The sequence below is a fragment of the Micromonospora sp. NPDC049060 genome, assembly GCF_040649055.1.
Classification (GTDB): Bacteria; Actinomycetota; Actinomycetes; order Mycobacteriales; family Micromonosporaceae; genus Micromonospora; species Micromonospora reichwaldensis.
In genome coordinates this window covers 1-21,370 of record NZ_JBEZEV010000052.1, presented here as the reverse complement: position 1 = coordinate 21,370, position 21,370 = coordinate 1, and the positions used below count along the sequence as shown (strand labels likewise).

The following is a 21,370-nucleotide window of genomic DNA, read 5'->3' as shown; positions in this document are numbered from 1 at the left end:
GCGCCCGGGCGTGACGGACCTCATCACCACGCCGCCGGCACCCGCCCCGGTGGCCCGGGGGAGAATGGCCGGATGACCTCTGTCGCCGTCGTCACCGGAGCTTCCAGCGGAATCGGGGCGGCCACCGCCCGCCGGCTCGCCGCCGAGGGGTTCCACGTCCTCGCCGCCGCGCGGCGTACCGACCGGTTGGCCGCCCTGGTGGCCGAGATCGAGGCCGCGGGGGGCGCGGCCACCGCCGTGGCCTGCGACGTCACCTCCGACGAGTCGGTGGCCGGCCTGGCCGGTGCGGCGGCGGCCCTGGGCCCGGTCACCCTCCTGGTCAACAACGCCGGCGGCGCGCGCGGCCTGGACCCGGTCGAGTCCGGGTCGGTCGGCGACTGGCAGTGGATGTACGACGTCAACGTGCTCGGCACGCTGCGCGTCACCCAGGCGCTGCTGCCCGCCCTGGAGGCGTCCGGGGCCGGCACCATCGTGGTCGTCTCCTCGACCGCCGGCTTCACGGTGTACGAGGGCGGGGGCGGCTACGCCGCGGCGAAGCACGCGCAGACGGCGATCGCCGGCACGCTGCGGCTGGAACTCTGCGGTCGACCCGTGCGCGTGATCGAGATCGACCCGGGCATGGTCCGCACCGACGAGTTCGGGCTGGTCCGCTTCGCGGGGGACGCCGAGCGGGCGGCGGCGGTCTACGCCGGGGTCGCCGAGCCGCTGGTCGCCGAGGACGTCGCCGACTGCGTCGCCTGGTGCGCGACGCGCCCGCAGCACGTCAACGTGGACCGCCTCGTCGTACGGCCGCTGGCCCAGGCCGCCCAGCACAAGGTGCACCGGGTCGGCTGAGCCGGCCCCAACGGTCGCGGACGATGGCGGGCACGGCGCGGCACCGGCCGCTGGGCGTGGTGACCCGGGGGACGACGAACCCGAACCGGCTCCGCCGGGTGGACAACTGGATCGTCGAGACCTGCGGGGAGGCGCTGCGCGAGGCGGCCGACCCGCTGGTGGTGGACCTCGGCTACGGCGCCAGCCCGGTGACCGCCGTCGAACTGCGCGCCCGGCTCGCCACCGCGGTCCGCCCCGACGTGCGGGTCGTCGGGCTGGAGATCGATCCGGTACGCGTCGCCGCCGCCCAGCCGTCCGCCGACCCGCCCCGGCTCACCTTCGCCCGGGGCGGGTTCGAGCTGGCCGGGCTGCGGCCCGCCCTGGTCCGCGCGTTCAACGTCCTGCGCCAGTACGACGAGCGCGAGGTCACCGACGCCTGGCGCACCATGACCGCCGGGCTGGCCCCGGGCGGGCTGCTGGTCGAGGGCACCTGCGACGAGTTGGGGCGGCTCGGCGGCTGGCTGCTGATCGACGCCGACGGCCCCCGTACGCTCACCCTCGCCGCGAAGCTCACCACCCTGGACACCCCGGCGGAGCTGGCCGAGCGGCTGCCCAAGGCGCTGATCCACCGCAACGTCCCCGGCGAGCGGATCCACGACCTAATCCGGGCGCTCGACGACGCCTGGCACGCCGCCGCCGGCTACGCCCCGTACGGCCCGCGCCAACGCTGGCTGCGCGCGGTCGCCGCGGTGCGTGCGGCAGGTTGGCCGGTCCTGGACGGCCCCCGCCGCTGGCGCCACGGCGAACTCACCCTCCCCTGGCCCGAGATCGCCCCCACCTGACGGCTGCCCGGCGGCGGGTCAGATGGTGCAGTTGACGAGGACCGGTTCGGGGTGCAGGGTCACGCCGAAGCGGTCGTGGACGCCGTCGCGGATCTCCCGGGCCAGCTCGACCAGGGACGCGGTGCTGGCGGTGCCGCTGCGGTTGGTCAGGGCGAGGGTGTGCTTGCTGGAGATGGCGACGCCCTCGGGCCCCGGGTGGCCCTTGCCGAAGCCGGCCCGGTCGATCAGCCAGGCGGCGCTGACCTTGACCATGTCCCCGGGGCAGGGCCAGGACGGCGGCTCGCCGAGGTCGGCGGCGCGCTCGCGCAGCAGCTCGTACGCGGCGGCGTCGAGCACGGGGTTGGTGAAGAACGAGCCGACGGAGCGGGTGTCCGGGTCGGTCGCGTCGAGCACCATGCCCTTGCCGGCGCGCAGCCGCAGGACCGTGGCCCGGGCGTCGGCCAGCGGCACCCGCTCCCCCACCTGCACCCCGAGCGACCGGGCCAGTTCCGCGTAGCGCACGGGGCCGGACAGCGGCGAGCGGGCGAGCCGGAAGTCGACGGAGAGCACCACCCAGCGGTCGCTGTACTTGAAGATGCTGGACCGGTACGCGAACCCGCAGTCGGCGGCGTCGATCCGCCCGACGGTCCCCTCGACCCGGTCGTGGACTCCGACGCCGACGATGGTCTCGGCGACCTCCTGGCCGTACGCGCCGACGTTCTGGATGGGGGTGGCGCCGGTCGAGCCGGGGATGCCGGAGAGGCACTCCAGGCCGGACCAGCCGTTGGCGACGGTGGTGGCGACCAGCTCGTCCCAGGGCTCGCCGGCCTCGACGCGTACGGTGACGGCGTCGGCGTCCTCGGCGACCACCCGCACGCCCCGGGAGCGCACCAGGACGACGGTGCCGGGGAAGCCCGCGTCCCCGATCACGACGTTGCTGCCCCCGGCGAGGAGCAGGACCTGCTCGTCGCGGCCGGCCGCCTCCCGCACGGCCCGCACGATCGCGTCGGCGTCGGTGCCGGCGACGACACGGCCGGCGGGACCGCCCAGGCGTAGGGTGGTGTATCGCGCCAGGTCGCACGTCGTGGCGGGTTCGGTTCCGGTTGTCGGCTGGGCGTAGACGTCTGACACGCCTTTCACCCTAGGCTGAGGGGTAGCCGTGGCGCCCACTGGTGGCCCGGTCACCCCCGGGAGGATGGCGATGAGCAGACTGCACGCAACGAAGGACTTCTGGTTGGGAGCGCTCCGGGCGGAGGGCCCGGCGTTCGCCGCCGCCGTGGCGGAAGCCCCGCCGGAGACACCGGTGCTGTCCTGTCCCGGCTGGACGGTCGCCGACCTGACCCTGCACCTCACCTCCCTCTACCGCTGGGTGCACTCGGTCGCGGGCACCGGCGCGGCCACCCCGTCGCCCGGCGGGTCCGAGCCGGTCGAGCTGGAGCCGGGCGTCACCCCGCTCCAACTCTGGCAGCAGGCGTACGACCGGCTGATGACCCTCTTCGACGGCCTCGACCCGGAGGCCCCGGCGTGGAACTGGGCGCCGCAGCCGAAGAAGGCGGGCTTCTGGCCGCGCCGGATGGCGCACGAGACCGCGGTGCATCGGTGGGACGCCCAGCTCGCCATCGCGGCGGGCGAGCCGGTCGAGGCGAAGCTCGCCGCCGACGGGGTGAGCGAGATCCTGGACACCTGGCTGCCGGCCGGTCGGCGCCGCACGGCTGGCCAGTGGCGCGGGGTGGTGCAGATCTCCGCGGTCGACGCCGGTCAGGAGTGGTTCCTGCGGCTGCGCGGCGAGGGCGTGGCGCTGCTCGACACGGCCACCATCTTCGACCACGACGACCACCACGCGCGGGCGCAGGTCAGCGGCACCGCGAGCGACCTGCTGCTGGCGCTCTGGGGCCGGGTCGGCCTCGACACGCTTGACGTGGCCGGCGACCGGGCCCTGCTGGAGGGCCTCCGCGTCGGCTGATCCACCGCCGCGCGGAGCCGGGCCCCGAGGGCTCCGCGCAGTCCCACCGCACGTGAGAGCGCAGTCCCACCGCACGTGAGAAGAGAGTGGCCGCCCCGGCACAGGCGGCCACTCTCTTTGCGTCCGATCTCGATCGGCAACCAGCGGAGAGCGCTCTCTTGACACCGGACCGGACCAACCACCACCCTGTCGTGAGAGCGCTCTCTCAGCTCTGCTCCACCACCTGCCTCACCACCTCAGACGACCTGAGAGGGGTCCGACCGATATGGGTGTCTTTCCGCGCCGCCGCCTGGCGGCGGTGGCCCTCGTCGCCGCCACCGCGCTGTTCGCCACCGCCGGCTGCGCCGGCGACGAACCCGCCAAGGACGGCAAGATCACGTTGACCGTGGACGTGTTCAGCCAGTTCGGCTATGAAGAGCTCTACAAGGAGTACATGGCCAGCCACCCGAACGTGAAGATCGTCGAGCGTGGCACCGGCACCAATCTCGACGACTACTCGCCGAAGCTGACCCAGTGGCTCGCCGCCGGCAAGGGCGCGGGCGACGTCGTCGCCATCGAAGAGGGGTTGATGGTCGAGTACAAGGCCAACCCCGACAACTTCGTCAACCTGCTCGACCACGGCGGGGCCGAACTCCAGGGCAACTTCCTGGAGTGGAAGTGGAAGGGCGGGATGACCCAGGACGGCAAGCTGATCGGCCTGGGCACCGACGTCGGCGGCATGGCCATGTGCTACCGCACGGACCTGTTCGCCAAGGCCGGCCTGCCCACCGACCGCGAGGCCGTGTCGAAGCTCTGGCCGACCTGGCAGGACTACGTCAAGGTCGGTGAGCAGTTCAAGGCGAAGAACACCGGCGCCTCGTTCCTGGACGCCGCGACCAACATCTTCAACACGATCGTGCTCCAGACGGCCGGCAACGCGCAGGGCTACCACTACTACGACACCAGCGGAAACCTGGTGGTGGACAGCAACCCGGCGGTCCGGCAGGCCTGGGACACCACCATGGACATCATCGACTCCGGCCTCTCCGGCAAGTACGGCTCCTGGTCCGAGGAGTGGGTGTCCGCCTTCAAGCAGGCCAAGTTCGCCACCATCGCCTGCCCGGCCTGGATGACGGGCGTCATCGAGGGCAACGCCGGCGCCGAGGCCAAGGGCAAGTGGGACATCGCCCGGGTGCCCGGCAACGGCGGCAACTGGGGCGGCTCGTGGCTCGCCGTGCCGACCCAGAGCAAGCACCGCGCCGAGGCGATCGAGCTGGCGAAGTTCCTGACCAGCGCCAAGGGCCAGATCGGGGCGTTCAAGGCCAAGGGCCCGCTGCCCTCCTCGCCGCAGGCGCTGGCCGACCCCGCGATCGTCGACGCCAAGAACGCGTACTTCTCCGACGCCCCCGTCGGGCAGATCTTCGGCGAGGGCGCCAAGACGCTGAAGCCCGTCTACATGGGGCCGAAGAACCAGGCCGTCCGCACCGAGGTCGAGAACGCCGTCCGGACGGTGGAACTGGGTCAGCGCAAGCCCGAACAGGGCTGGACGGACGCGGTCAACAACGCGAAGAAGGCCGCCGCCAAGTAGCCCGAGCCGGAGTGCGGGCGGGAGGGCGCCGGGGGCGCCGGTCCCGCCCGCACCCGGGAAAGGAGTGGTCCGGGCATGACCGTCCAGCTCGACCCGCGCCCGCCGGTCGCACCGGCGCCCCGCACCGGTCGACGCACACCGGCGATGCGGTTCAGCCGCCTCGACACGAAGTACTCGCCCTACCTGTTCATCGCCCCGTTCTTCGTGCTCTTCGGGGTGTTCGGGGCGTACCCGCTGATCTACACGTTCTGGGTCTCCCTGCACGACTGGGACCTGCTCGGCAGCAACCACCCGTTCGTCGGGCTGGAGAACTACAGCCGGCTGCTGGAGGACCCCGACTTCTGGCACTCCGTCGTCAACACCCTCGGCATCTTCGTCATCTCCACCGTCCCGCAGCTGCTGGCCGCGCTCTGGCTGGCCAACCTGCTCAACCGGCAACTGCGGGCCCGGACGACGTTCCGGATGGCGGTGCTGATCCCGAACATCACGTCGACGGCGGCGGTCGCGATCGTCTTCGGGGTGCTCTTCGGCCGCGAGTTCGGCATGGTCAACTGGCTGCTCGACCTGGTCGGGATCGACGCGATCGAGTGGAAGTCGAACCGGTTCGCGTCCTGGGTGGCCATCTCCACGATGGTCGACTGGCGGTGGACCGGCTACAACGCGCTGATCTTCCTGGCCGCGATGCAGGCCATCCCGCGCGACCTCTACGAGTCGGCCGCCATCGACGGGGCCGGCCGGGCCCGCCAGTTCTGGTCGATCACCGTGCCGCTGCTCAAGCCGACGATCATCTTCACCGTCATCATCTCCACCATCGGCGGGCTCCAGCTCTTCACCGAGCCCCGGCTGTTCCACTCCGGAACCAACCCGATCCGGGGCGGCACGCTACGGGAGTCGCAGACCGTGACCATGTACATGTTCGAGAACGCCTTCGCGCCCCACTACAACTTCGGCTACGGCTCGGCGGTGGCGTGGCTGCTCTTCGCCCTGATCGCGGTCGTCGCGGCGATCAACGTGCTGCTCCTGCGCCGGCTCGGCGACGCGAAGCCCCCGAAGGATCACGCGAAGTCGAAGGAGGGAGCGCGATGAGCCGCCTCTGGGCCGCCAGCCGGCTCACCTACGCCGCGCTGATCGCCGCCGGGGTCCTGTCGATCTTCCCGATCTACTGGATGTTCGTGGTGGCGAGCCGCTCCAACGACGCGATGGGCCAACTGCCACCACCGGTCACCCCCGGCGGCAACTTCGGCGCGAACGTGTCCCGGCTGCTGAACAACACCGACGCGTACTTCGTCGCCGGCCTGGTCAACTCGGCGATCGTGGCGGTCACGGTCACCGTCTCGGTGGTCTTCTTCTCCACGCTGGCCGGGTTCGCCTTCGCCAAGCTGCGGTTCCGGGGTCGCAACGCGCTGCTCATGGTGATCATCGCGACGATGATGGTGCCCACCCAGCTCGGCGTCATCCCGCTCTACCTGCTGATGACGAAGCTCAACTGGAACGACCGGCTGCCGGCGGTGATCGTACCGGCCCTGGTCACCGGCTTCGGGGTGTTCATGATGCGGCAGTACGCGGGCCAGGCGGTCAGCAACGAGCTGATCGAGGCGGCCCGGGTGGACGGCTGCAACACCGCGCGGATCTACTGGAACGTCGTGCTGCCGGCACTGCGCCCGGCCGCCGCCGTGCTGGGTCTGCTCACGTTCATGACCACCTGGAACGACTTCCTGTGGCCGTACGCTGTCCTCAACGACCCGGAGAATCCCACCGTGCAGCTCGCCCTGCGCACGCTGTCCGACGGGTACTACACGGACATGTCCCAGGTGTTCACGGGAACGGCCATCGCCACCCTCCCGCTGTTGCTGGTCTTCGTCCTGTTCGGCCGCCAGATCATCGGCGGCATCATGGAAGGTGCGGTCAAGGCGTGAGCACTCTGCGATTCCCCGACAACTTCGTCTGGGGGGCGGCCACCGCCGCGTACCAGATCGAGGGCGCGGCCACCGACGACGGTCGCGGCCCGTCGATCTGGGACACCTTCAGCCGTACGCCGGGCAAGGTCCACCACGGCCACACCGGCGACGTCGCCTGCGACCACTACCACCGGTACGCCGACGACGTGGCGCTGATGGCGGAGCTGGGGCTGAAGGCGTACCGCTTCTCGGTGGCCTGGCCCCGCATCCAGCCGGACGGCACCGGCCCGGTCAACCCGCGCGGCCTGGACTTCTACGACCGGCTGACCGACACGCTGCTGGCCCGGGGCATCGACCCGATCGTCACCCTCTACCACTGGGACCTCCCCCAGGCCCTCCAGGACCGGGGCGGCTGGACCAACCGCGAGACCGCCGAGCACTTCGCCACGTACGCCACGGCGGTGCACACCCGGCTCGGCGACCGGATCCGCACCTGGACGACCCTCAACGAGCCGTGGTGCTCGGCCTACCTCGGCTACGGCAACGGGGTGCACGCCCCCGGCGAGCAGGACGCGGGCGCGGCCTTCACCGCCGTACACCATCTGCTGCTCGGGCACGGCCTGGCGGCCCGGGCGCTGCGCGCGGCCGGCGCGCAGACCGTCGGGATCACGGTCAACCCGGCCGACGTACGCGCAGCCGACCCGGACAGCACCGCGGACGCGGCGGCGGTCCGCCTCGTCGACGGCCTGCACAACCGGATCTTCCTCGACCCGCTGCTGCGTGCGGCCTACCCCGACGACGTGCTGGAGCACGTGGCCCGCATCGTCGAGCCGACGTTCATCCGCGACGGCGACGAGAAGCTGATCGCCGCCCCGATCGACCTGCTCGGCGTCAACTACTACGCCCCCACCTACGTCGCCGGCCGGCCGGACGGCGGGGGCGGCAGCGCCTACCCGGGCACCGAGGGCGCGGTGGAGTTCCTCCCGCCGACCGGGCCGCTGACCGACATGGGGTGGATGATCGAACCGGCCGGGCTGACCCGGCTGCTGGAACGCATCGCCACGGACTACCCCGGCGTGCCGCTGATGGTCACCGAGAACGGCGCGGCGTTCCCCGACAAGGCCGACGCCGACGGTGCCGGGCAGGTGATGGACGCGGACCGCATCGCCTACCTCGACGGGCACCTGCGCGCCGTGCACGAAGCGATCTCCCGGGGCGTGGACCTCCGGGGCTATCTCGTATGGTCGTTACTGGACAACTTCGAGTGGGCCGAGGGCTACCGTCGACGGTTCGGGATCATCCACGTCGACTACCTGACCCAGCGCCGCACACCGAAGTCCAGCGCCCGGTGGTACCAGGAGGTGATCTCCCGGAACGGGCTGTGACGAGGCGGTGGTAACGGGGATGACGACGGCGCAGCGGCCGACGCTGGAGGCGGTGGCCCGGCGGGCGGGGGTCTCACGGGCGACCGTGTCCCGGGTGGTGAACGGCTCCACCACGGTCGCCGAGCCCATCCGGGACGCGGTCCGCCGGGCGGTGGCCGAGCTGGGGTACGTGCCGAACCTGGCCGCCCGCAGCCTGGTCACCCAGCGGACCGACTCCATCGCCCTGGTGATGCCGGAGGCCGCCACCCGGGTCTTCTCCGACGACCAGGTCTTCCCCGGCATCATCCGGGGCGCGGCGCAGGAGTTGGAGGCGGCCGACAAGCAGCTCGTGCTGATGTTGGCCGGCTCCCCCGCCGGGCACGACCGGGTCGAGCGCTACACGACCGGCCGGCACGTCGACGGGGTGCTCTTCGCCTCCCTGCACGGCGAGGACCCGCTGCCCGGCCGGCTCGCCCGGCTGGGCATTCCCGTCGTGTGCAGCGGCCGGCCGCTCGACGGCGGCGACGTGCCCTACGTCGACGTCGACCACGTCGGCGGGGTGGCCACGGCGATCCGGCATCTGCTGGACACCGGGCGCCGACGCATCGCCACCATCGCCGGCCCACAGGACATGGTGGGCGGCATCGAGCGCCTCGTCGGCTACCGGAACACGATCGCCGAGGCCGGGCTGCCGGAGCTGGTGGCGACCGGCGACTTCACCCGCGAGTCCGGGGCGACGGCGATGCGGCAGCTCCTCGCCGAGCACCCCGACCTGGACGCGGTCTTCGCCGCCTCCGACCTGATGGCGCACGCAGCCCTGCGTACGCTGCGCGAGGCGGGGCGGCGGGTGCCGGACGACGTGGCGGTGATCGGCTTCGACGACATCGAGACGGCCGCGTACACCGACCCGCCGCTGACCACCGTCCGCCAGCCGATCGTGCAGCTGGGCCGGCAGATGACCCGGCTGCTGCTGCGGCTGGCCGCCGGCGAGGCGATCGAACCCCTGGTGCTCCCCACCGAACTGATCGTCCGCGAGTCGGCCTAAGGTGTAAGGAAGGGCCCCTTCCTAACGCCTCCCGACGGGTGCCGGAGTTAATCCGTGGAGGCGCGGTGCGGGCGCCGGTAGCGTCGCGCGCGTGACCGTGAACCTGATCCGCGTGCCCGCCCTCTCCGACGCCGCCGAGTACGCGTACGCGGCCACGGTCGAGCCACCGGCCCGGCTCGTTTACACCGCCGGCGCCTGCCCGCTCGACGCCGACGGCCGGACGGTCTCGCCCGGCGACCCCGTCGGCCAGGCCCGGCAGGTGATGGCCAACCTGGAGACCGCCCTCGCGGCGGCCGGCGCCCGGCTCACCGACGTCGTCAAGACCACCGTGTACGTGGCGTCGTCCCGCCAGGAGGACCTGGTGGCCGCGTGGGAGGTGGTCCGCGACGCGTTCGGCGATTACGACCCGCCCAGCACCCTGCTCGGGGTGGCCGTGCTGGGCTACTCCGACCAGCTCGTCGAGGTCGAGGCCGTCGCCGCCGTACGCGGGGAGGTCTGACATGCGGATCCGGACCGCCCGCCCCGACGACGCGCCCGCCGTGGTGGCGCTGCGCGCGCTCGTGTACCCCTACCTGGTGCGCGGCGTCGAGTCGACCCGGAAGATGATCGCCCAGCCCCCGCCCGGCGAGCAGTGGACCGCGTACGTGGTCGAGGTGGACGACACGGTGGTCGGCTGGGTGTCGGCGTACCGCAACGACCAGACCTCCGAGCGCGACGTCGGGGAGGTCGCCATCCTGCACGTGCACCCGGAGCACCGGGGCCGGGGCGCCGGCACCGCGCTGCTGGCCGCCGCGCTGGAGCACCTGCGCGACATCGGGGTGCGCCGGGTGCGTACCTGGGCGCTGCCGGAGTCGCTGCCGTTCGCCCGCCGGCACGGGTTCACGCCGAGCCGGGAGCTGCGCTACTCGGCGCTCGACCTGCGGCCGGCCCCGCCGATGCCGGGGCCACCGCCGGGCGTACGTCTGCTCCCGCTGACCGACGTCGAGCCGCGCCGGGTCTACCTGGTCAACCTGGCGGCGGCGGCCGACGAGCCGGGGGACGTGCCCGTCGACTCGATGAGCTACGAGACCTGGCGCTCCGAGGTCTGGGACAACCTGGGCCTGGACCGCGCGGCAAGCATGGTGGCGGAGTCCGGCGGCGAGCTGGTGGCCCTCAGCCTCGTCAAGCGCGACGGCGACCGGATGTGGTCGGACTACACCGGCACGCTGCCGACGCACCGGGGGCGAGGGCTGGCCCGCCTGGTCAAGACGGCGGCGCTGCACCGGGCCGCTGCCGGCGGGGTACGCACCGCCTACACCTCGAACGACGAGGCGAACGCGCCGATGCTGGCGATCAACGTCGGGCTCGGCTACCGCCCGGTCGGTTCGAGCTGGTCCTGCCTGCGCGAGCTCGCCTGACGGTTCGGGGTCAGCCGGCGGCCCGCCCCGAGGTCCAGGGTCAGCCGGCGGCCCGCACCCGCTGGGCGACCGCCAGGGTCTCGGCGCCGAAGAGCACCAGCCGGGCCTCGGTGACGTGCGCCGGGGTGGCCGAGCTGAGCACCGACAGGGCCTGCCGGACGGCGTCCTCGACCGGCCAGCCGTAGACGCCGGCCGAGATCAGCGGAAACGCCACGCTCGTCGCGCCCAGCTCGTCGGCGACCCGCAGGCTGTTCGCGTAGCAGTCGTGCAGCAGCGGCGAGCGGTCCTCGTCGGTCGACCAGACCGGCCCGACCGTGTGCACGACCCAGCGGGCCGGCAGGTCGCCCGCGGTGGTGGCCACCGCCTGGCCGGTCGGCAGGCCGCGGCCGTACCGGGAGGCGCGCAGCGCCCGGCACTCGTCGAGGATGGCCGGCCCGCCCCGCCGGTGGATGGCGCCGTCCACTCCCCCGCCGCCGAGCAGCGACGAGTTGGCGGCGTTGACGATCACGTCCACCCGCTGCGTCGTGATGTCGCCCCCGACCAGGGTTATCTCCACGTCAGCCCTCCGTGACGGACTGGCCGAGCGAGCGGCGGGCCAGCAGGGTCGCCCCGGCGACGGCAGCCGGCATGACGAGCACCGCGCCGAGCGGGATCAGGAAGCAGACGAAGACCGCCACGCCGAAGCCGAGCGTGGTCGGCCGGTCCGCCTTGAGGTGCGCCCGCCGCTCCGGCAGCCGCATCCCGCGCCGGTAGAAGGGGGCGCCGACCAGTTCCACGGCGAGCAGCCAGCCCCCGACCGCCGCGCCGATCACCGGCACCACGGTCTGGCCGACCACCGGGATGAAGCCGGCGGCGAAGAGCGGGATGCCGAAGAGGATCGACAAGCCCACCAGCCGTACGGAGTCGGCGAGGCTGCGCCGCAGCGACGGCCAGAACGGCACGTCGACCGCGCCGGGCGTGCCACCGAGACGCTCCTCGACCCGTTCGGAGATCTTCTCGTAGAACGGGTCGCCGATGACCAGGGTGACGGCGGTGAAGGTGACCACCGCGAGCAGGCCGCCGATGCCGAGGAAGGCCAGTCCGGCGACCACTCGGACGAGGCTGCGCGAGGTGGTCGACCAGTCGTCGGCGAACGGGGTGACCAGTGCGGCCAGGTCCTCGACGAAGTACGCCAGGGTGGCGAACGCGGTCACGAAGAGCGCGCCCGAGATCAACGCCGGGATGACGCCGAGCAGCATCAGCCCGGGGCTGCGGACGTAGAGACCGAGGCCGCGCAGGAGCAGGCCCACGCCGGTGAAGAACCGGCTGGCGGCACCGGTCACGGGCGCGGCGATGGCGGGTGCGTTCACGACCGCAGAGCCTAGTGGGCACGGGCGACCGGGCAGGATGGACGGGTGCGGGCGGCCCGGTTGATCTCGTTGGTCCTGCTGCTCCAGGCGCGGGAGACGATGACCGCGGCGGAGCTGGCGCGGGAGCTGGAGGTCTCCGAGCGGACCGTCTACCGGGACGTGCTGGCGCTCTCCGCCGCCGGGGTGCCGGTCTACGCCGACCGGGGCCGCGCCGGCGGCTACCGGCTGCTCGGCGGCTACCGGACCCGGCTGACCGGGCTGACCCGCGACGAGGCGGAGGCGCTCTTCCTGGCCGGGCTGCCCGGGCCGGCGGGCGACATGGGGCTCGCCGACGCGGTGGCCTCGGCCGAGCTGAAGGTGCTCGCCGCGCTCCCACCGAGCCTGCGCGACGCGCCGGTGCGCACCGGGCAGCGCTTCCACCTGGACGTGCCGGGCTGGTTCCGGGAGGCCGGGCCACCGCCGTGGCTGGCCGAGCTGGCCGGCGCGGTGTGGCGGGACCGGACCGTCGAGCTGCGCTACCGGCGCGGCGACCGCGAGGTCGAACGCGAGGCGCACCCGTACGGGCTGGTCCTCAAGAGCGGGGTCTGGTATCTCGTCGGCCGGGTCGGCGGCGCGTACCGCACGTACCGGGTCGACCGGGTCACCCACGTCGGGGTCCAGACCGCGACCTTCGACCGGGACGCCGGCTTCGACCTGGCCGGCTACTGGCGGGAGCAGGCCGAGGAGTTCCTGCGCGGCATGCTCCGGGCCGAGGTCACGGTGCGGCTGAGCCCCGTCGGCCTGCGCCGGCTCCGCTTCGTCGCCGACGCCCCCTTCGCGTACGAGGAGGCGCTCGCCGCGGCCGGCGAGCCCGACGGGCAGGGGTGGGTGGTGACCCGCCTGCCCGTCGAGTCCGTCGACGTCGCGTACCCCCAGTTGCTGTCTCTGGGGCCGGAGGTGGAGGTGCTCGACCCGCCGGACCTGCGGGAGCTGATGGTCGACGCCGCCAGGCGGTCCGCCGCGGTCTACCGGGTGGCGCCCGGTCAGCGGTAGCCGGTCACGTCGGCCGGTCTGTCCTTCTCCACCACCTCGGTGATGTAGCGGAACCCGTCCGGCCGGCTGCCGTCGACGTCGGTGAACCCGTACACCTGGGACAGCGCGCCGGCCGAGACGGACGCCTGGTTCCAGCGGGCCCGGTCCTCGTCGGCGGCGAGCGCGGCGACCGCGCGCCCGACGAAGGCCGGGGTCTCCGAGATGAGGAAGTGCGGATCCTTGGCGGCGCCGTCGCGCCAGTTCTCCTCGGTGACCCCGAAGTGCTCCAGCATCGCCTCGGACCGGATCCAGCCCGGTGTCAGCGCCACGGCGGTGCCGCCGTGCGGCTTCAGCTCGTGCCCCCAGACGTACGCGAGCCGGTTGACCGACGTCTTCGCGAGGTCGTAGAAGACCGACAGCCGGTAGTGGTCGTCGTTGTACGCCTTCGTGCCGTCGCCGACCTCGACGACCAGCCCGCCGGGGCGGCGGACCATCAGCGGCAGCGCGAAGTGCGCGGTGACGATGTGCGTGTCGATCGCCAGGCGCAGGCTGCGGAAGCCGGCCTCCAGCGGCTGCTCCCAGACCGGCTTCTCCCAGGTGGTCAGGGGGTCGCCGCCCCAGATGTCGTTGACCAGCACGTCGAGTCGGCCCTGCTCGGCGTCGATCCTGGCGACGAGGTCGCGGACCTGCTCGGGGACGAGGTGGTCGACCCGGACCGCGATGCCGGTGCCGCCGGCGGCGGTGACCAGCTCGGCGGTCTCCTCGATGGTCTCCGGGCGGTCCATCTCGGAGCGGCCGGCCCGGCTGCTGCGGCCGGTGGCGTAGACCGTGGCGCCGGCGGCGCCGAGCTGCACCGCGATCTGCCGGCCGGCGCCCCGTGTCGCCCCGGCGACGAGCGCGATCTTTCCTGTCAGCGGTTTCGTCATGCGGCGAGCCTGTCAGCGATACCTGACAGCCGAAGTCCGGTTTCGCGAAGCCGTGTCGTCCGGCATGCTCGCCGGCATGCACCTGCTGCTCTCCGGGATCGTCGGCTCGGTCGCGTACGGGCTGGCCGGGCCGGGCTCCGACGTCGACCGGATCGGCGTCTTCGCCGCGCCCACCGTCGCCTTCCACGGGCTGCGCCCGCCCCGCGAGTCGGTGGTGACCACCGATCCCGACATCACCCTGCACGAGGCGGCGAAGTGGTGCCGCCTGGCGCTGAGCGGCAACCCGACCGCCACCGAGCTGGCCTGGTTGCCGGAGGACTGCTACGAGACCCGTACGGATTTCGGCGACCGGCTGGTCGCCATCCGCTCGGCGTTCCTCAGCGCGCCCCGCGTCCGCGACGCCTACCTGGGCTACGCCGGCCAGCAGTTCCGCAAGCTGGAGTCCCGGGGCGACGGCACGTTCTCGGCCGACACCCGGCGGCGCACCGCCAAGCACGCCCGGCACCTGGCGCGGCTGGTGCACCAGGGCCGGCTGCTCTACGCCACCGGCGTGCTGGAGATCCGGCTCGCCGACCCGCAGTGGTTCCGCAGCTTCGGCGAGCGGGTGGCCGGCGGCGCGTTGGCCGAGGCACGGGCCCTGATCGCCGAGGCGGAACGCGACTTCGACCGGATCCGTACCCCGCTGCCGGACCGCCCGGACGAGGCGGCCGTGGAACGCTGGCTGCTCGACGTGCGCGCCGCCCACCTGCCGCCAGGTCCCGCCACGCCCTGACCCACCCGCCCCCGGTCCGGGTCACTGCACGTCGAACTCGTTGCCCTCCGGGTCGGCCATCGTGGTGTGCACGCTGCCGAAGTCGGCCACCTCGCGCAGCACGGTGGCGCCGAGGCCCTCCAGCCGCCTCACCGTCGCCTCCCGCTCGGCGGGGCCGACGTGCAGGTCGACGTGGAGCCGGTTCTTGACCTGCTTGCGCTCGGGAACGTGGTGGAACAGCAGCCGGCGGCCCAGCCCGGTGCCGCTGGCCGGATCGACCGGGTCGTCGGGGTGGCGCACGGCGGCCAACTGCCGCCACGCCTTGCGGCCGTCGATCTCGAGGTACGCCTCCGGCCCGATCGCGCCGCCGGCTAGCAGGCGCTCGATCAGCACGCCGTTGTCCTCGATCGCGTAATCCAGGGCGGTGGCCCAGAACCGGGCCTGCGCGTTCGGGTCGGCGCAGTCGACGACGAGCTTCCATTCCACGGCCATGGCGTCCTCCTCGGTGTCCGGCGACCGCGAGCGCGGCCCGCCTCCGTAACCAGTTATAGTGGTTACGTGATCGACGCCGCAAGCGGACTCACCCTGACCTCGCCGGAGGGCACCCGCTACCTCTTCGACCCCGGTGCGCTCTGCCTGGAGTTCCTGACCACCGGCGGCCCGGGCGCGCTGGCCCGTTACGACGTGCTGCACCGCCCCGGCGACCTCGCCGACTGGCTGGCGCTGTCCCGGTTGCGCCTCGACCCGGCGCGGGTGGAGGTGACCGCCGACGAGTTGGCCGCCGCCCGACGGCTACGGGACGCGCTGTGGCGGCTGGTCTGCGTACGCACCGGGGCCCGGCCACCGGCCGCCGATCCGGCCGACTTCGACGCCACGCCCGACGACCTCGCCACCCTCAACCGGCTGGCGGCCGGCGCCCCGCTGGCACCGCAGCTCACCGCCGACGGGACCCGCCGCTGGGCGCTGCCGGCCCGCGGCGGGCAGGCCCTCGCCACCATCGCCCGGGACGCCGTCGACCTCTTCACCGGCCCGCACCGCGACCGCGTCCGCGAATGCGCCACGCACGACTGCTACCTGGTCTTCGTGGACACCTCGCGCCCCGGCCGGCGGCGCTGGTGCGCGATGGAGCGCTGCGGCAACCGGCACAAGGTCCGCTCGCTGCGGGCCCGCCGCGCCGCCGACTGACCCCGCGCGGGGCTCAGTCCGCCAGGCGTACGCGGACCCGACGGTTGGCCCGCCCCTTGCTCTCCACCTTGACCACCTGCACCTTGCCGATCTGCGCGGTGGAGGCGACGTGCGTGCCGCCGTCGGCCTGGACGTCCAGCCCGACGATGTCGACGATCCGCACCTCCTGCTCCTCCGGCGGGATCAGGTTCGACTGGGTACGGATGATGTCGGGCAGGGCGAGCGCCTCGTCGCGGGGCAGCACCCGCACGGCCACCGCCCGGTCGGCGGCGACCTCGGCGTTGACCAGCTCCTCGATGCGGCTCTTGAAGTCGGACGGCACCTCGGGCAGGTTGAAGTCCATCCGGGCCTCGCCCGGTTCCATGTTGCCGCCCGTGACGAGCGCGCCGAAGTCGCGGAACACCACCCCGCAGAGCACGTGCAGCCCGGAGTGGGTCCGCATCAGCCGGGTGCGCCGGTCGTCCTCGACCGCGCCGGTGACCGCCGTGCCGGCTGGCGGCAACGGGTCGCCCTCGACCGGGATCAGCCAGAGGTCGTCGCCCTTGCGGGTGCCGGCGATCCGGGTCTGCACCCCCTGCCAGAGCAGTACGCCGTGGTCCGGCGGCTGCCCGCCGCCGCCCGGATAGAACGCCGACCGGTCCAGCACGATGCCCCGCTCGGGATCGGCGTGCAGCACCGTGCACTCCCACTCCCGCAGTGTCGGATCGGCGAGGTCCAACCGGTGCGTACGACCGTGGTGTGTGACGCCCATGTCAGGGCACGTTACTCGTTGAGGAAGGCGGATATCCGGCTTCGCAGGTCGGCGCGTTCCGTCCAGAGGACGCCGGGCCGGTCGTACACGTGCAGGGTGGCCCGGGGCAGCGCGGCGGCGAGCTGCTCGGCGACCTCGACCGGGTGCAGGTCGTCGCCGGCACAGCCGATCACCAGGGCCGGCGCGGTGACGGCGGCCAGCGCACCGGCGTCGCGCAGGGGTGCCTGCTCGGGCAGGCTCGCCAGTCCCGGGGCGAGCCCGTCGCGCAGGAGCTGGTCGAGGCGCTGGCGCAGGTAGGCCCAGCCGGCAGGCGTGTTGCGTACGGCGGGCGGCAGCTCGGCCTGGACCACGTCGGCCACGGCGGCGGCGTCGCCGCTCTCCACGGCCTCGAACAGCGCGGTCAGCCGGGCCCGGGCGACCTCGCCGCGCGGCCGGTCGAGCGCCGCGGGCAGGAAGACGACGAGTCGCTCGAAGCGTTCGGGGCTCTCGGCGAGCAGCCGGCAGAGCGCGCCCGCGCCGAGGCTGGCACCGAAGGCCCGGGTGGCGCCGCCGAGGTCGGCGACCGCGCGCAGGTCGCGGGCGAGGTCCAGGTAGCTCCACGGGCCGGGCGGCGCGTCGGAGCGGCCGTGCCCGCGGAACTGGAAGAACAGCTTGCGGCCCGTCACCCCGCTGCCGAAGGGCCGGGTGGTGGCGATGCCGTTGCCCAGCCCGTGGGCGAACACCGTGACCGGGTCACCCGCGCCGGTGACGAGCTGCTCCAGGCGTACGCCGTGCGGCGTGGCGACCAGCTCGGTGTCCGGCTCCGGCAGGGCCGGTCGGCCGGTACGCGGGGCGCCCGGACCCGGCCCCCAGGTGCGGGGCCCGCCGTCCGGTGGGGGCGGCCAGCGGAAACCCCTCACCAGAAGCCTTTGCCGTCGCTCAGGTCGCGCAGCCCCACCCGGACGTCGAGCAGGTAGATCAGGCCGGCGGCGATGCCGACGAGCCCGAAGAGACTGATCGGGCCGAAGCCGAGCAGGGTCAGCACCAGGCAGACGGCGAGGATCGCGATCCAGCCGCCCTTGGGCAGGGTGCCGATGGCGGAGAAGGCGTCGGAACGCTGGGTGATGGCGTGCACCAGGGCGATGCCCTGCACGATCAACGCGAAGACGAGCAGGATCAGCTCGATCACGTAGCGAACATCGAAGGCGAAGAGCGGCGCGGCGTAGGCCATGTCGGCAAGCTTATGCCGGTGACCCCGGATACGTCCGACAGGACGCATCCGGGGTCACCGGCGGAACGAACTACTCGGCGGCCGGGCGGGTCCGCTTGGTGGCCCGGGGCAGCTTCGCCGACGGGGTGGCGGCCGGCTCGGCGGCGGCCTTGGCGGCCTTGGTGGCCCGGGTCGTCGCCTTCTTCGCGGCGGCCGGCTTGGCCTCCAGCACCTCGGCCACGTCGGCCGGGGTCGGCACCTCGTCGGTCACGGCCGGGGCCGGCACGTCGGTGGTGACGGACCGCACGGTGGCCGGCTTCGCGACGGCCTCGGCCGGCTCGGTCTCGGCCCCGGTCGCCTCGATGTCGGCGTTCACGGTCTCGGCGGCCTCCAGCACGCCGGCCCCGACGACCCGCTCACCCCGGGCGACAAGCGCGACGTACGCGGCCTGCGCCCGCTCCTGCGCGGCCTGGGCGCCGGCGACCACCACGGCGGCGTTGCGGGTGGCCAGCGCACGGAGCCGGTCGAGGTCGGCGACCTCGCGCAGCCGCTCCAGGTCGGCGACCTCACGCAGCTTGTTCAGGTCGGCGGCCTCGCGCAGGCGCTTCAGGTCCAGCTCGGCCGGGACGGCCTTCTCGCGCAGGCCCTCGGCGGTCAGGTTCGCCGTACGCAGCGTGTCGTTGGCCTTCTGACGCAGCTCGACGCCGGTGACGACGGCCTTGCCACCCAGGTCGGCGACGACCTTGGTGCCGAGGTCGGTCACCACGGCGGGGAGCTTGCGCAGCTGCTGGAGGGCGAGCTCGCCCGCGCCCGCGGCGGCGTAGATCGGGGCCGGGATGCGGTTGGTCTTCGGCTGGGTCATCACTTCTCCTCTTCGGCCGCGTCGGCGGCCTTCCGGGCCGCGTCGCGGGCGGCCTTCTTCTCGGGGGTGTCGATCGGTGCGGGGGCGGGGCCGGCCTCGGTGACGGCCACCGACTCCAGCACGGCCTCGGTCGGGGTGCCCTCCGGTGTGGTGGGGCCCGTGGCGGCGAGGTTGGCCAGGTCGGGCGCGGCCTCGACGGGATCCGGCGTGCCCGCGCCGGCGGCGGCGTCGGTGCCGGCGGTGGGCGCCGCGCCGGTGGCCGCCGCGGTCGCCTCGGCGAGCCGCGCGTTCTCCCGGCGGAACGTCTCGTAGATCTGGGTGAGCGACTGCTTCTGCGCCATGGTCAGGTCGGGGTCGACGGAGATGGCCGCGAGCACGCCCTGGCCCTCCTTGTCGTCGAGCAGCCCGGCCCGCAGGTACATCGCGGGGGTGGAGACGCGCAGCGCGCTGGCCAGCTGCTGGAGCACCTCCGCGCTCGGCTTGCGCAGACCGCGCTCGATCTGACTGAGGTACGGGTTGCTGACCCCCGCCTGCTCGGCGAGCTGCCGCAGTGAGATCTTCGCGTTGCGGCGCAGGTCGCGAATGAACCCGCCGACGTCGGGAAGGTCCTTACCAGTGGCCATGGCCCGACGCTAACGCGCCCTGCTAGCTCCTGCAAGCAGAACGCTAACCAGAGTTAGCGACGTCTCATCCCGCCGCCCCGGGCACGCCCGCCCAGGGTGCGGCGGACCGGTCGCCGTCGGTAAACCGGTGGCGTCGCAGGGCGCCGATCGTCACGATCGAGCCCGTGCTCGCCGACCTGTGGCCCCTGTACGGCCTCACCATCTCCACGCCACGACTTGAGCTTCGTCTGCCCCGCGAGGAGGAACTGGCGGAACTCGCGCATCTCGCGGGCCGGGGCGTGCACCGCCCGGACGAACGCCCGTTCCTGACGCCGTGGACCGATGGCGGCCCGGAGGATCGGGCGCGCGCCGTGTTGCAGGGGCACTGGGGCCGGCTCGGCGAATGGAGTGACTCGGCGTGGCGGCTCGGGCTCGGCGTCTTCCGGCTCGGGCATCCGCTCGGCGTGGTCACGCTCGGCGCACGCGACTTCCGGGTCGTCCGGCAGGTCACGACGTCGTCGTGGCTCGGGATCGAACACCAGGGCAGGGGCTACGGCACCGAGGCCCGCGCCGGCCTGCTCACGCTGGCCTTCGACCACCTCGGCGCCGATACCGCGCTCACCGAGGTCTTCCAGGACAACCACTCGTCCCAGGGGGTCTCCCGCAAGCTCGGCTACGAGCACGACGGCGTCTCCGTCGACGCCCGCGGTGACGAGGCCCTCGTGTCCGATCGCCTACGGCTCACCCGCGCGAAGTGGCGCCGGCAGGAGCGGCCGGCGGCGACGGTCCACGGCGTGGCGGCCTGCCTGCCGATGTTCGGCCTCTGACCGGGATTCCCGCACCACCCGGCGGTCGCGCCCGGGACCGCTCGCCCGACGCCCGCGCCGACACAAGGCGGTTGCGCCCCGGTCTCCCGGTGCGTACCTTGCCGCAGTGACCAAGATCGAGGTGAACGGCGCCCTGCTCGCGTACGACGACACCGGCAGCGGCACGCCCGTCGTCCTGCTGCACGCCGGCATCGCGGACCGGCGGATGTGGCGGGAGCAGGTCGGCCCGCTGGCCGCGCGGCACCGGGTGATCGCCCTCGACCTGCGCGGCTACGGGGACTCCGAGCTGCCGCCGACCCCGTTCGCCCACCACGACGACGTGGCCGGGCTCCTCGACGCGCTCGACCTCCCCCGGGCCGCCCTGGTCGGCTGCTCGTTCGGCGGCGCCGTCGCCATCGACACCGCGCTGGCCCACCCGGAGCGGGTGAGCGCGCTCGCCCTCCTCGGCACCGCCGCCTCCGGCCACGAATGGTCGGACGAGGCGAACGACCTCTGGGAGAGCCTGGTGGGCGAGGTCGACCCGGAGGACTTCGCCGCCAGCGCCGCCGGCGAGGTGCGCTTCTGGGTGGTCGGCCCGGGCCGCGAGCCCGCCGACGTCGACCCGGAGCTGCTCGCCTTCGCCCGCGAGATGGACCAGCGGGCGCTCGCCGCCGAGTTGGCGCTCAGCGCGGTCGACGTCGCCGAACTCGACCCGCCCGCGATCGGCCGCCTCGGCGAGCTGCGGATGCCCGTCCTGGTCGGCGCCGGCGCGGCCGACGTGCCCGACATCAGCCGCCTCGCCGACCGGATCGCCGCCGAGGCGCCCGACGCTGTCCGCCTGCCCGACGTGCCCGACGCCGGCCACCTGCTGCCGCTGGAGCGACCCGCCCCGGTCAACGCCGCCCTGCTCGACTTCCTGCCCTGACACCCGCCCCGTCGTCCGCCTTCGCTGCGGGCGCGCTCCCGGCGGAATCTCCCTGCCCGAGGCCGCCCGCGCGGGGGCGGCGCAGCTGCCTCCCGAGGCCCGGACGGACTTCCTGCACGGCTTCGGCGCGGCCGCCGGGGAGGGC

The 21,370-nt window shown here is 73.6% G+C and carries 24 protein-coding genes and 1 pseudogene; 15 read left to right on the top strand and 10 right to left on the bottom strand.

Features of this window, described 5'->3' with window-relative positions; translation table 11 throughout:
* Window positions 1–72: 72 nt before the first annotated feature.
* On the top strand, window positions 73–834 hold the full coding sequence (locus AB0B83_RS19040; protein ID WP_132230781.1) for an SDR family NAD(P)-dependent oxidoreductase: 762 nt from the start codon (window positions 73–75) through the stop codon (window positions 832–834).
* Between the two features lie 23 nt (window positions 835–857).
* A complete protein-coding gene (locus AB0B83_RS19035; RefSeq protein WP_357579309.1) occupies window positions 858–1,655 on the top strand; it encodes a class I SAM-dependent methyltransferase in 798 nt (265 codons plus the stop codon).
* A gap of 18 nt (window positions 1,656–1,673) precedes the next feature.
* Here the strand turns inward: AB0B83_RS19035 and AB0B83_RS19030 are convergent, their stop codons facing one another.
* Window positions 1,674–2,765: a UDP-N-acetylmuramate dehydrogenase gene (locus tag AB0B83_RS19030; RefSeq protein WP_357579308.1), complete on the bottom strand. Its 1,092-nt coding sequence runs from the start codon at window positions 2,763–2,765 to the stop codon at window positions 1,674–1,676.
* A gap of 70 nt (window positions 2,766–2,835) precedes the next feature.
* Here AB0B83_RS19030 and AB0B83_RS19025 point away from each other — a divergent pair, with 70 nt between their 5' ends.
* From AB0B83_RS19025 to AB0B83_RS18990, 8 genes are all read left to right on the top strand, one after another.
* On the top strand, window positions 2,836–3,597 hold the full coding sequence (locus tag AB0B83_RS19025) for a maleylpyruvate isomerase family mycothiol-dependent enzyme (protein ID WP_357579307.1): 762 nt from the start codon (window positions 2,836–2,838) through the stop codon (window positions 3,595–3,597).
* 265 nt (window positions 3,598–3,862) lie between these two features.
* A complete protein-coding gene (locus AB0B83_RS19020) occupies window positions 3,863–5,164 on the top strand; it encodes an extracellular solute-binding protein (protein WP_357579306.1) in 1,302 nt (433 codons plus the stop codon).
* Between the two features lie 75 nt (window positions 5,165–5,239).
* Window positions 5,240–6,250: a sugar ABC transporter permease gene (locus tag AB0B83_RS19015; protein ID WP_357579305.1), complete on the top strand. Its 1,011-nt coding sequence runs from the start codon at window positions 5,240–5,242 to the stop codon at window positions 6,248–6,250.
* A complete protein-coding gene (locus AB0B83_RS19010; RefSeq protein WP_357579304.1) occupies window positions 6,247–7,080 on the top strand; it encodes a carbohydrate ABC transporter permease in 834 nt (277 codons plus the stop codon). Before AB0B83_RS19015 ends, AB0B83_RS19010 begins: the two co-directional genes overlap by 4 nt.
* Entirely contained in the window at window positions 7,077–8,447 is a 1,371-nt protein-coding gene (locus tag AB0B83_RS19005; RefSeq protein ID WP_357579303.1) for a GH1 family beta-glucosidase, read from the top strand. Before AB0B83_RS19010 ends, AB0B83_RS19005 begins: the two co-directional genes overlap by 4 nt.
* Window positions 8,448–8,466: 19 nt before the next feature.
* The gene (locus AB0B83_RS19000; protein ID WP_357579302.1) at window positions 8,467–9,471 is read left to right on the top strand and encodes a LacI family DNA-binding transcriptional regulator; all 1,005 of its coding nucleotides are present in this window, start codon (window positions 8,467–8,469) and stop codon (window positions 9,469–9,471) included.
* 97 nt (window positions 9,472–9,568) lie between these two features.
* A complete protein-coding gene (locus AB0B83_RS18995; protein WP_357579319.1) occupies window positions 9,569–9,970 on the top strand; it encodes a RidA family protein in 402 nt (133 codons plus the stop codon).
* Between the two features lies 1 nt (window position 9,971).
* On the top strand, window positions 9,972–10,868 hold the full coding sequence (locus AB0B83_RS18990) for a GNAT family N-acetyltransferase (protein WP_357579301.1): 897 nt from the start codon (window positions 9,972–9,974) through the stop codon (window positions 10,866–10,868).
* Window positions 10,869–10,908: 40 nt separating this feature from the next.
* On the opposite strand, the gene AB0B83_RS18985 is transcribed toward AB0B83_RS18990, so the two are convergent.
* Both AB0B83_RS18985 and AB0B83_RS18980 read right to left on the bottom strand, forming a co-directional pair.
* Window positions 10,909–11,424: an O-acetyl-ADP-ribose deacetylase gene (locus AB0B83_RS18985; RefSeq protein ID WP_357579300.1), complete on the bottom strand. Its 516-nt coding sequence runs from the start codon at window positions 11,422–11,424 to the stop codon at window positions 10,909–10,911.
* 1 nt (window position 11,425) lies between these two features.
* Window positions 11,426–12,217 (bottom strand): EI24 domain-containing protein, encoded by a 792-nt coding sequence (locus AB0B83_RS18980; RefSeq protein WP_357579299.1) that lies wholly within the window; start codon window positions 12,215–12,217, stop codon window positions 11,426–11,428.
* Between the two features lie 45 nt (window positions 12,218–12,262).
* On the opposite strand from AB0B83_RS18980, the gene AB0B83_RS18975 reads away from it, so the two are divergent.
* Window positions 12,263–13,249, top strand: a complete 987-nt coding sequence (locus tag AB0B83_RS18975) for a YafY family protein (protein WP_357579298.1) — start codon at window positions 12,263–12,265, stop codon at window positions 13,247–13,249.
* On the opposite strand, the gene AB0B83_RS18970 is transcribed toward AB0B83_RS18975, so the two are convergent.
* Window positions 13,240–14,154 (bottom strand): SDR family oxidoreductase, encoded by a 915-nt coding sequence (locus AB0B83_RS18970; RefSeq protein ID WP_357579297.1) that lies wholly within the window; start codon window positions 14,152–14,154, stop codon window positions 13,240–13,242. The two genes, AB0B83_RS18975 and AB0B83_RS18970, sit on opposite strands and share 10 nt — an antisense overlap.
* A 76-nt stretch (window positions 14,155–14,230) precedes the next feature.
* On the opposite strand from AB0B83_RS18970, the gene AB0B83_RS18965 reads away from it, so the two are divergent.
* The gene (locus AB0B83_RS18965) at window positions 14,231–14,926 is read left to right on the top strand and encodes a nucleotidyltransferase domain-containing protein (RefSeq protein WP_357579318.1); all 696 of its coding nucleotides are present in this window, start codon (window positions 14,231–14,233) and stop codon (window positions 14,924–14,926) included.
* A gap of 21 nt (window positions 14,927–14,947) precedes the next feature.
* Here the strand turns inward: AB0B83_RS18965 and AB0B83_RS18960 are convergent, their stop codons facing one another.
* Window positions 14,948–15,397 carry a VOC family protein gene (locus tag AB0B83_RS18960; RefSeq protein WP_357579296.1) on the bottom strand — a complete coding sequence of 150 codons (450 nt, stop codon included), beginning with the start codon at window positions 15,395–15,397 and terminating at the stop codon, window positions 14,948–14,950.
* Window positions 15,398–15,463: 66 nt separating this feature from the next.
* Here AB0B83_RS18960 and AB0B83_RS18955 point away from each other — a divergent pair, with 66 nt between their 5' ends.
* The gene (locus AB0B83_RS18955) at window positions 15,464–16,090 is read left to right on the top strand and encodes an ABATE domain-containing protein (RefSeq protein ID WP_357579295.1); all 627 of its coding nucleotides are present in this window, start codon (window positions 15,464–15,466) and stop codon (window positions 16,088–16,090) included.
* 13 nt (window positions 16,091–16,103) lie between these two features.
* Here the strand turns inward: AB0B83_RS18955 and AB0B83_RS18950 are convergent, their stop codons facing one another.
* The 5 genes and pseudogenes from AB0B83_RS18950 to AB0B83_RS18930 form a co-directional block, all read right to left on the bottom strand.
* Entirely contained in the window at window positions 16,104–16,841 is a 738-nt protein-coding gene (locus tag AB0B83_RS18950; protein WP_357579294.1) for an alanyl-tRNA editing protein, read from the bottom strand.
* An 11-nt stretch (window positions 16,842–16,852) separates the two neighbouring features.
* Window positions 16,853–17,740 carry an alpha/beta hydrolase gene (locus tag AB0B83_RS18945; protein WP_357579293.1) on the bottom strand — a complete coding sequence of 296 codons (888 nt, stop codon included), beginning with the start codon at window positions 17,738–17,740 and terminating at the stop codon, window positions 16,853–16,855.
* A complete protein-coding gene (locus AB0B83_RS18940; protein ID WP_357579292.1) occupies window positions 17,737–18,051 on the bottom strand; it encodes a DUF2516 family protein in 315 nt (104 codons plus the stop codon). Before AB0B83_RS18940 ends, AB0B83_RS18945 begins: the two co-directional genes overlap by 4 nt.
* Before the next feature lie 70 nt (window positions 18,052–18,121).
* Complete coding sequence (locus AB0B83_RS18935) at window positions 18,122–18,895, bottom strand: hypothetical protein (protein ID WP_357579291.1); 774 nt, start codon at window positions 18,893–18,895, stop codon at window positions 18,122–18,124.
* 125 nt (window positions 18,896–19,020) lie between these two features.
* Window positions 19,021–19,515, bottom strand: a pseudogene (locus tag AB0B83_RS18930) (helix-turn-helix transcriptional regulator); the annotation flags it as partial.
* 164 nt (window positions 19,516–19,679) lie between these two features.
* Here AB0B83_RS18930 and AB0B83_RS18925 point away from each other — a divergent pair.
* Both AB0B83_RS18925 and AB0B83_RS18920 read left to right on the top strand, forming a co-directional pair.
* Window positions 19,680–20,321, top strand: coding sequence for a GNAT family N-acetyltransferase (locus AB0B83_RS18925; RefSeq protein WP_357579290.1), 642 nt, complete (start codon window positions 19,680–19,682; stop codon window positions 20,319–20,321).
* Between the two features lie 106 nt (window positions 20,322–20,427).
* Window positions 20,428–21,225: an alpha/beta hydrolase gene (locus AB0B83_RS18920; RefSeq protein WP_357579289.1), complete on the top strand. Its 798-nt coding sequence runs from the start codon at window positions 20,428–20,430 to the stop codon at window positions 21,223–21,225.
* Window positions 21,226–21,370 lie beyond the last annotated feature (145 nt).

What these genes read in the sequence shown, in the direction of transcription:
- AB0B83_RS19040 (WP_132230781.1), top strand. Translation starts at nt 73, where the DNA reads ATGACCTCTGTCGCCGTCGTCACCGGAGCTTCCAGCGGAATCGGGGCG.
- AB0B83_RS19035 (WP_357579309.1), top strand. Translation starts at nt 858, where the DNA reads ATGGCGGGCACGGCGCGGCACCGGCCGCTGGGCGTGGTGACCCGGGGG.
- AB0B83_RS19025 (WP_357579307.1), top strand. Translation starts at nt 2,836, where the DNA reads ATGAGCAGACTGCACGCAACGAAGGACTTCTGGTTGGGAGCGCTCCGG.
- AB0B83_RS19020 (WP_357579306.1), top strand. Translation starts at nt 3,863, where the DNA reads ATGGGTGTCTTTCCGCGCCGCCGCCTGGCGGCGGTGGCCCTCGTCGCC.
- AB0B83_RS19015 (WP_357579305.1), top strand. Translation starts at nt 5,240, where the DNA reads ATGACCGTCCAGCTCGACCCGCGCCCGCCGGTCGCACCGGCGCCCCGC.
- AB0B83_RS19010 (WP_357579304.1), top strand. Translation starts at nt 6,247, where the DNA reads ATGAGCCGCCTCTGGGCCGCCAGCCGGCTCACCTACGCCGCGCTGATC.
- AB0B83_RS19000 (WP_357579302.1), top strand. Translation starts at nt 8,467, where the DNA reads ATGACGACGGCGCAGCGGCCGACGCTGGAGGCGGTGGCCCGGCGGGCG.
- AB0B83_RS18990 (WP_357579301.1), top strand. Translation starts at nt 9,972, where the DNA reads ATGCGGATCCGGACCGCCCGCCCCGACGACGCGCCCGCCGTGGTGGCG.
- AB0B83_RS18970 (WP_357579297.1), bottom strand. Translation starts at nt 14,154, where the DNA reads ATGACGAAACCGCTGACAGGAAAGATCGCGCTCGTCGCCGGGGCGACA.
- AB0B83_RS18965 (WP_357579318.1), top strand. Translation starts at nt 14,231, where the DNA reads ATGCACCTGCTGCTCTCCGGGATCGTCGGCTCGGTCGCGTACGGGCTG.
- AB0B83_RS18960 (WP_357579296.1), bottom strand. Translation starts at nt 15,397, where the DNA reads ATGGCCGTGGAATGGAAGCTCGTCGTCGACTGCGCCGACCCGAACGCG.
- AB0B83_RS18950 (WP_357579294.1), bottom strand. Translation starts at nt 16,841, where the DNA reads ATGGGCGTCACACACCACGGTCGTACGCACCGGTTGGACCTCGCCGAT.
- AB0B83_RS18940 (WP_357579292.1), bottom strand. Translation starts at nt 18,051, where the DNA reads ATGGCCTACGCCGCGCCGCTCTTCGCCTTCGATGTTCGCTACGTGATC.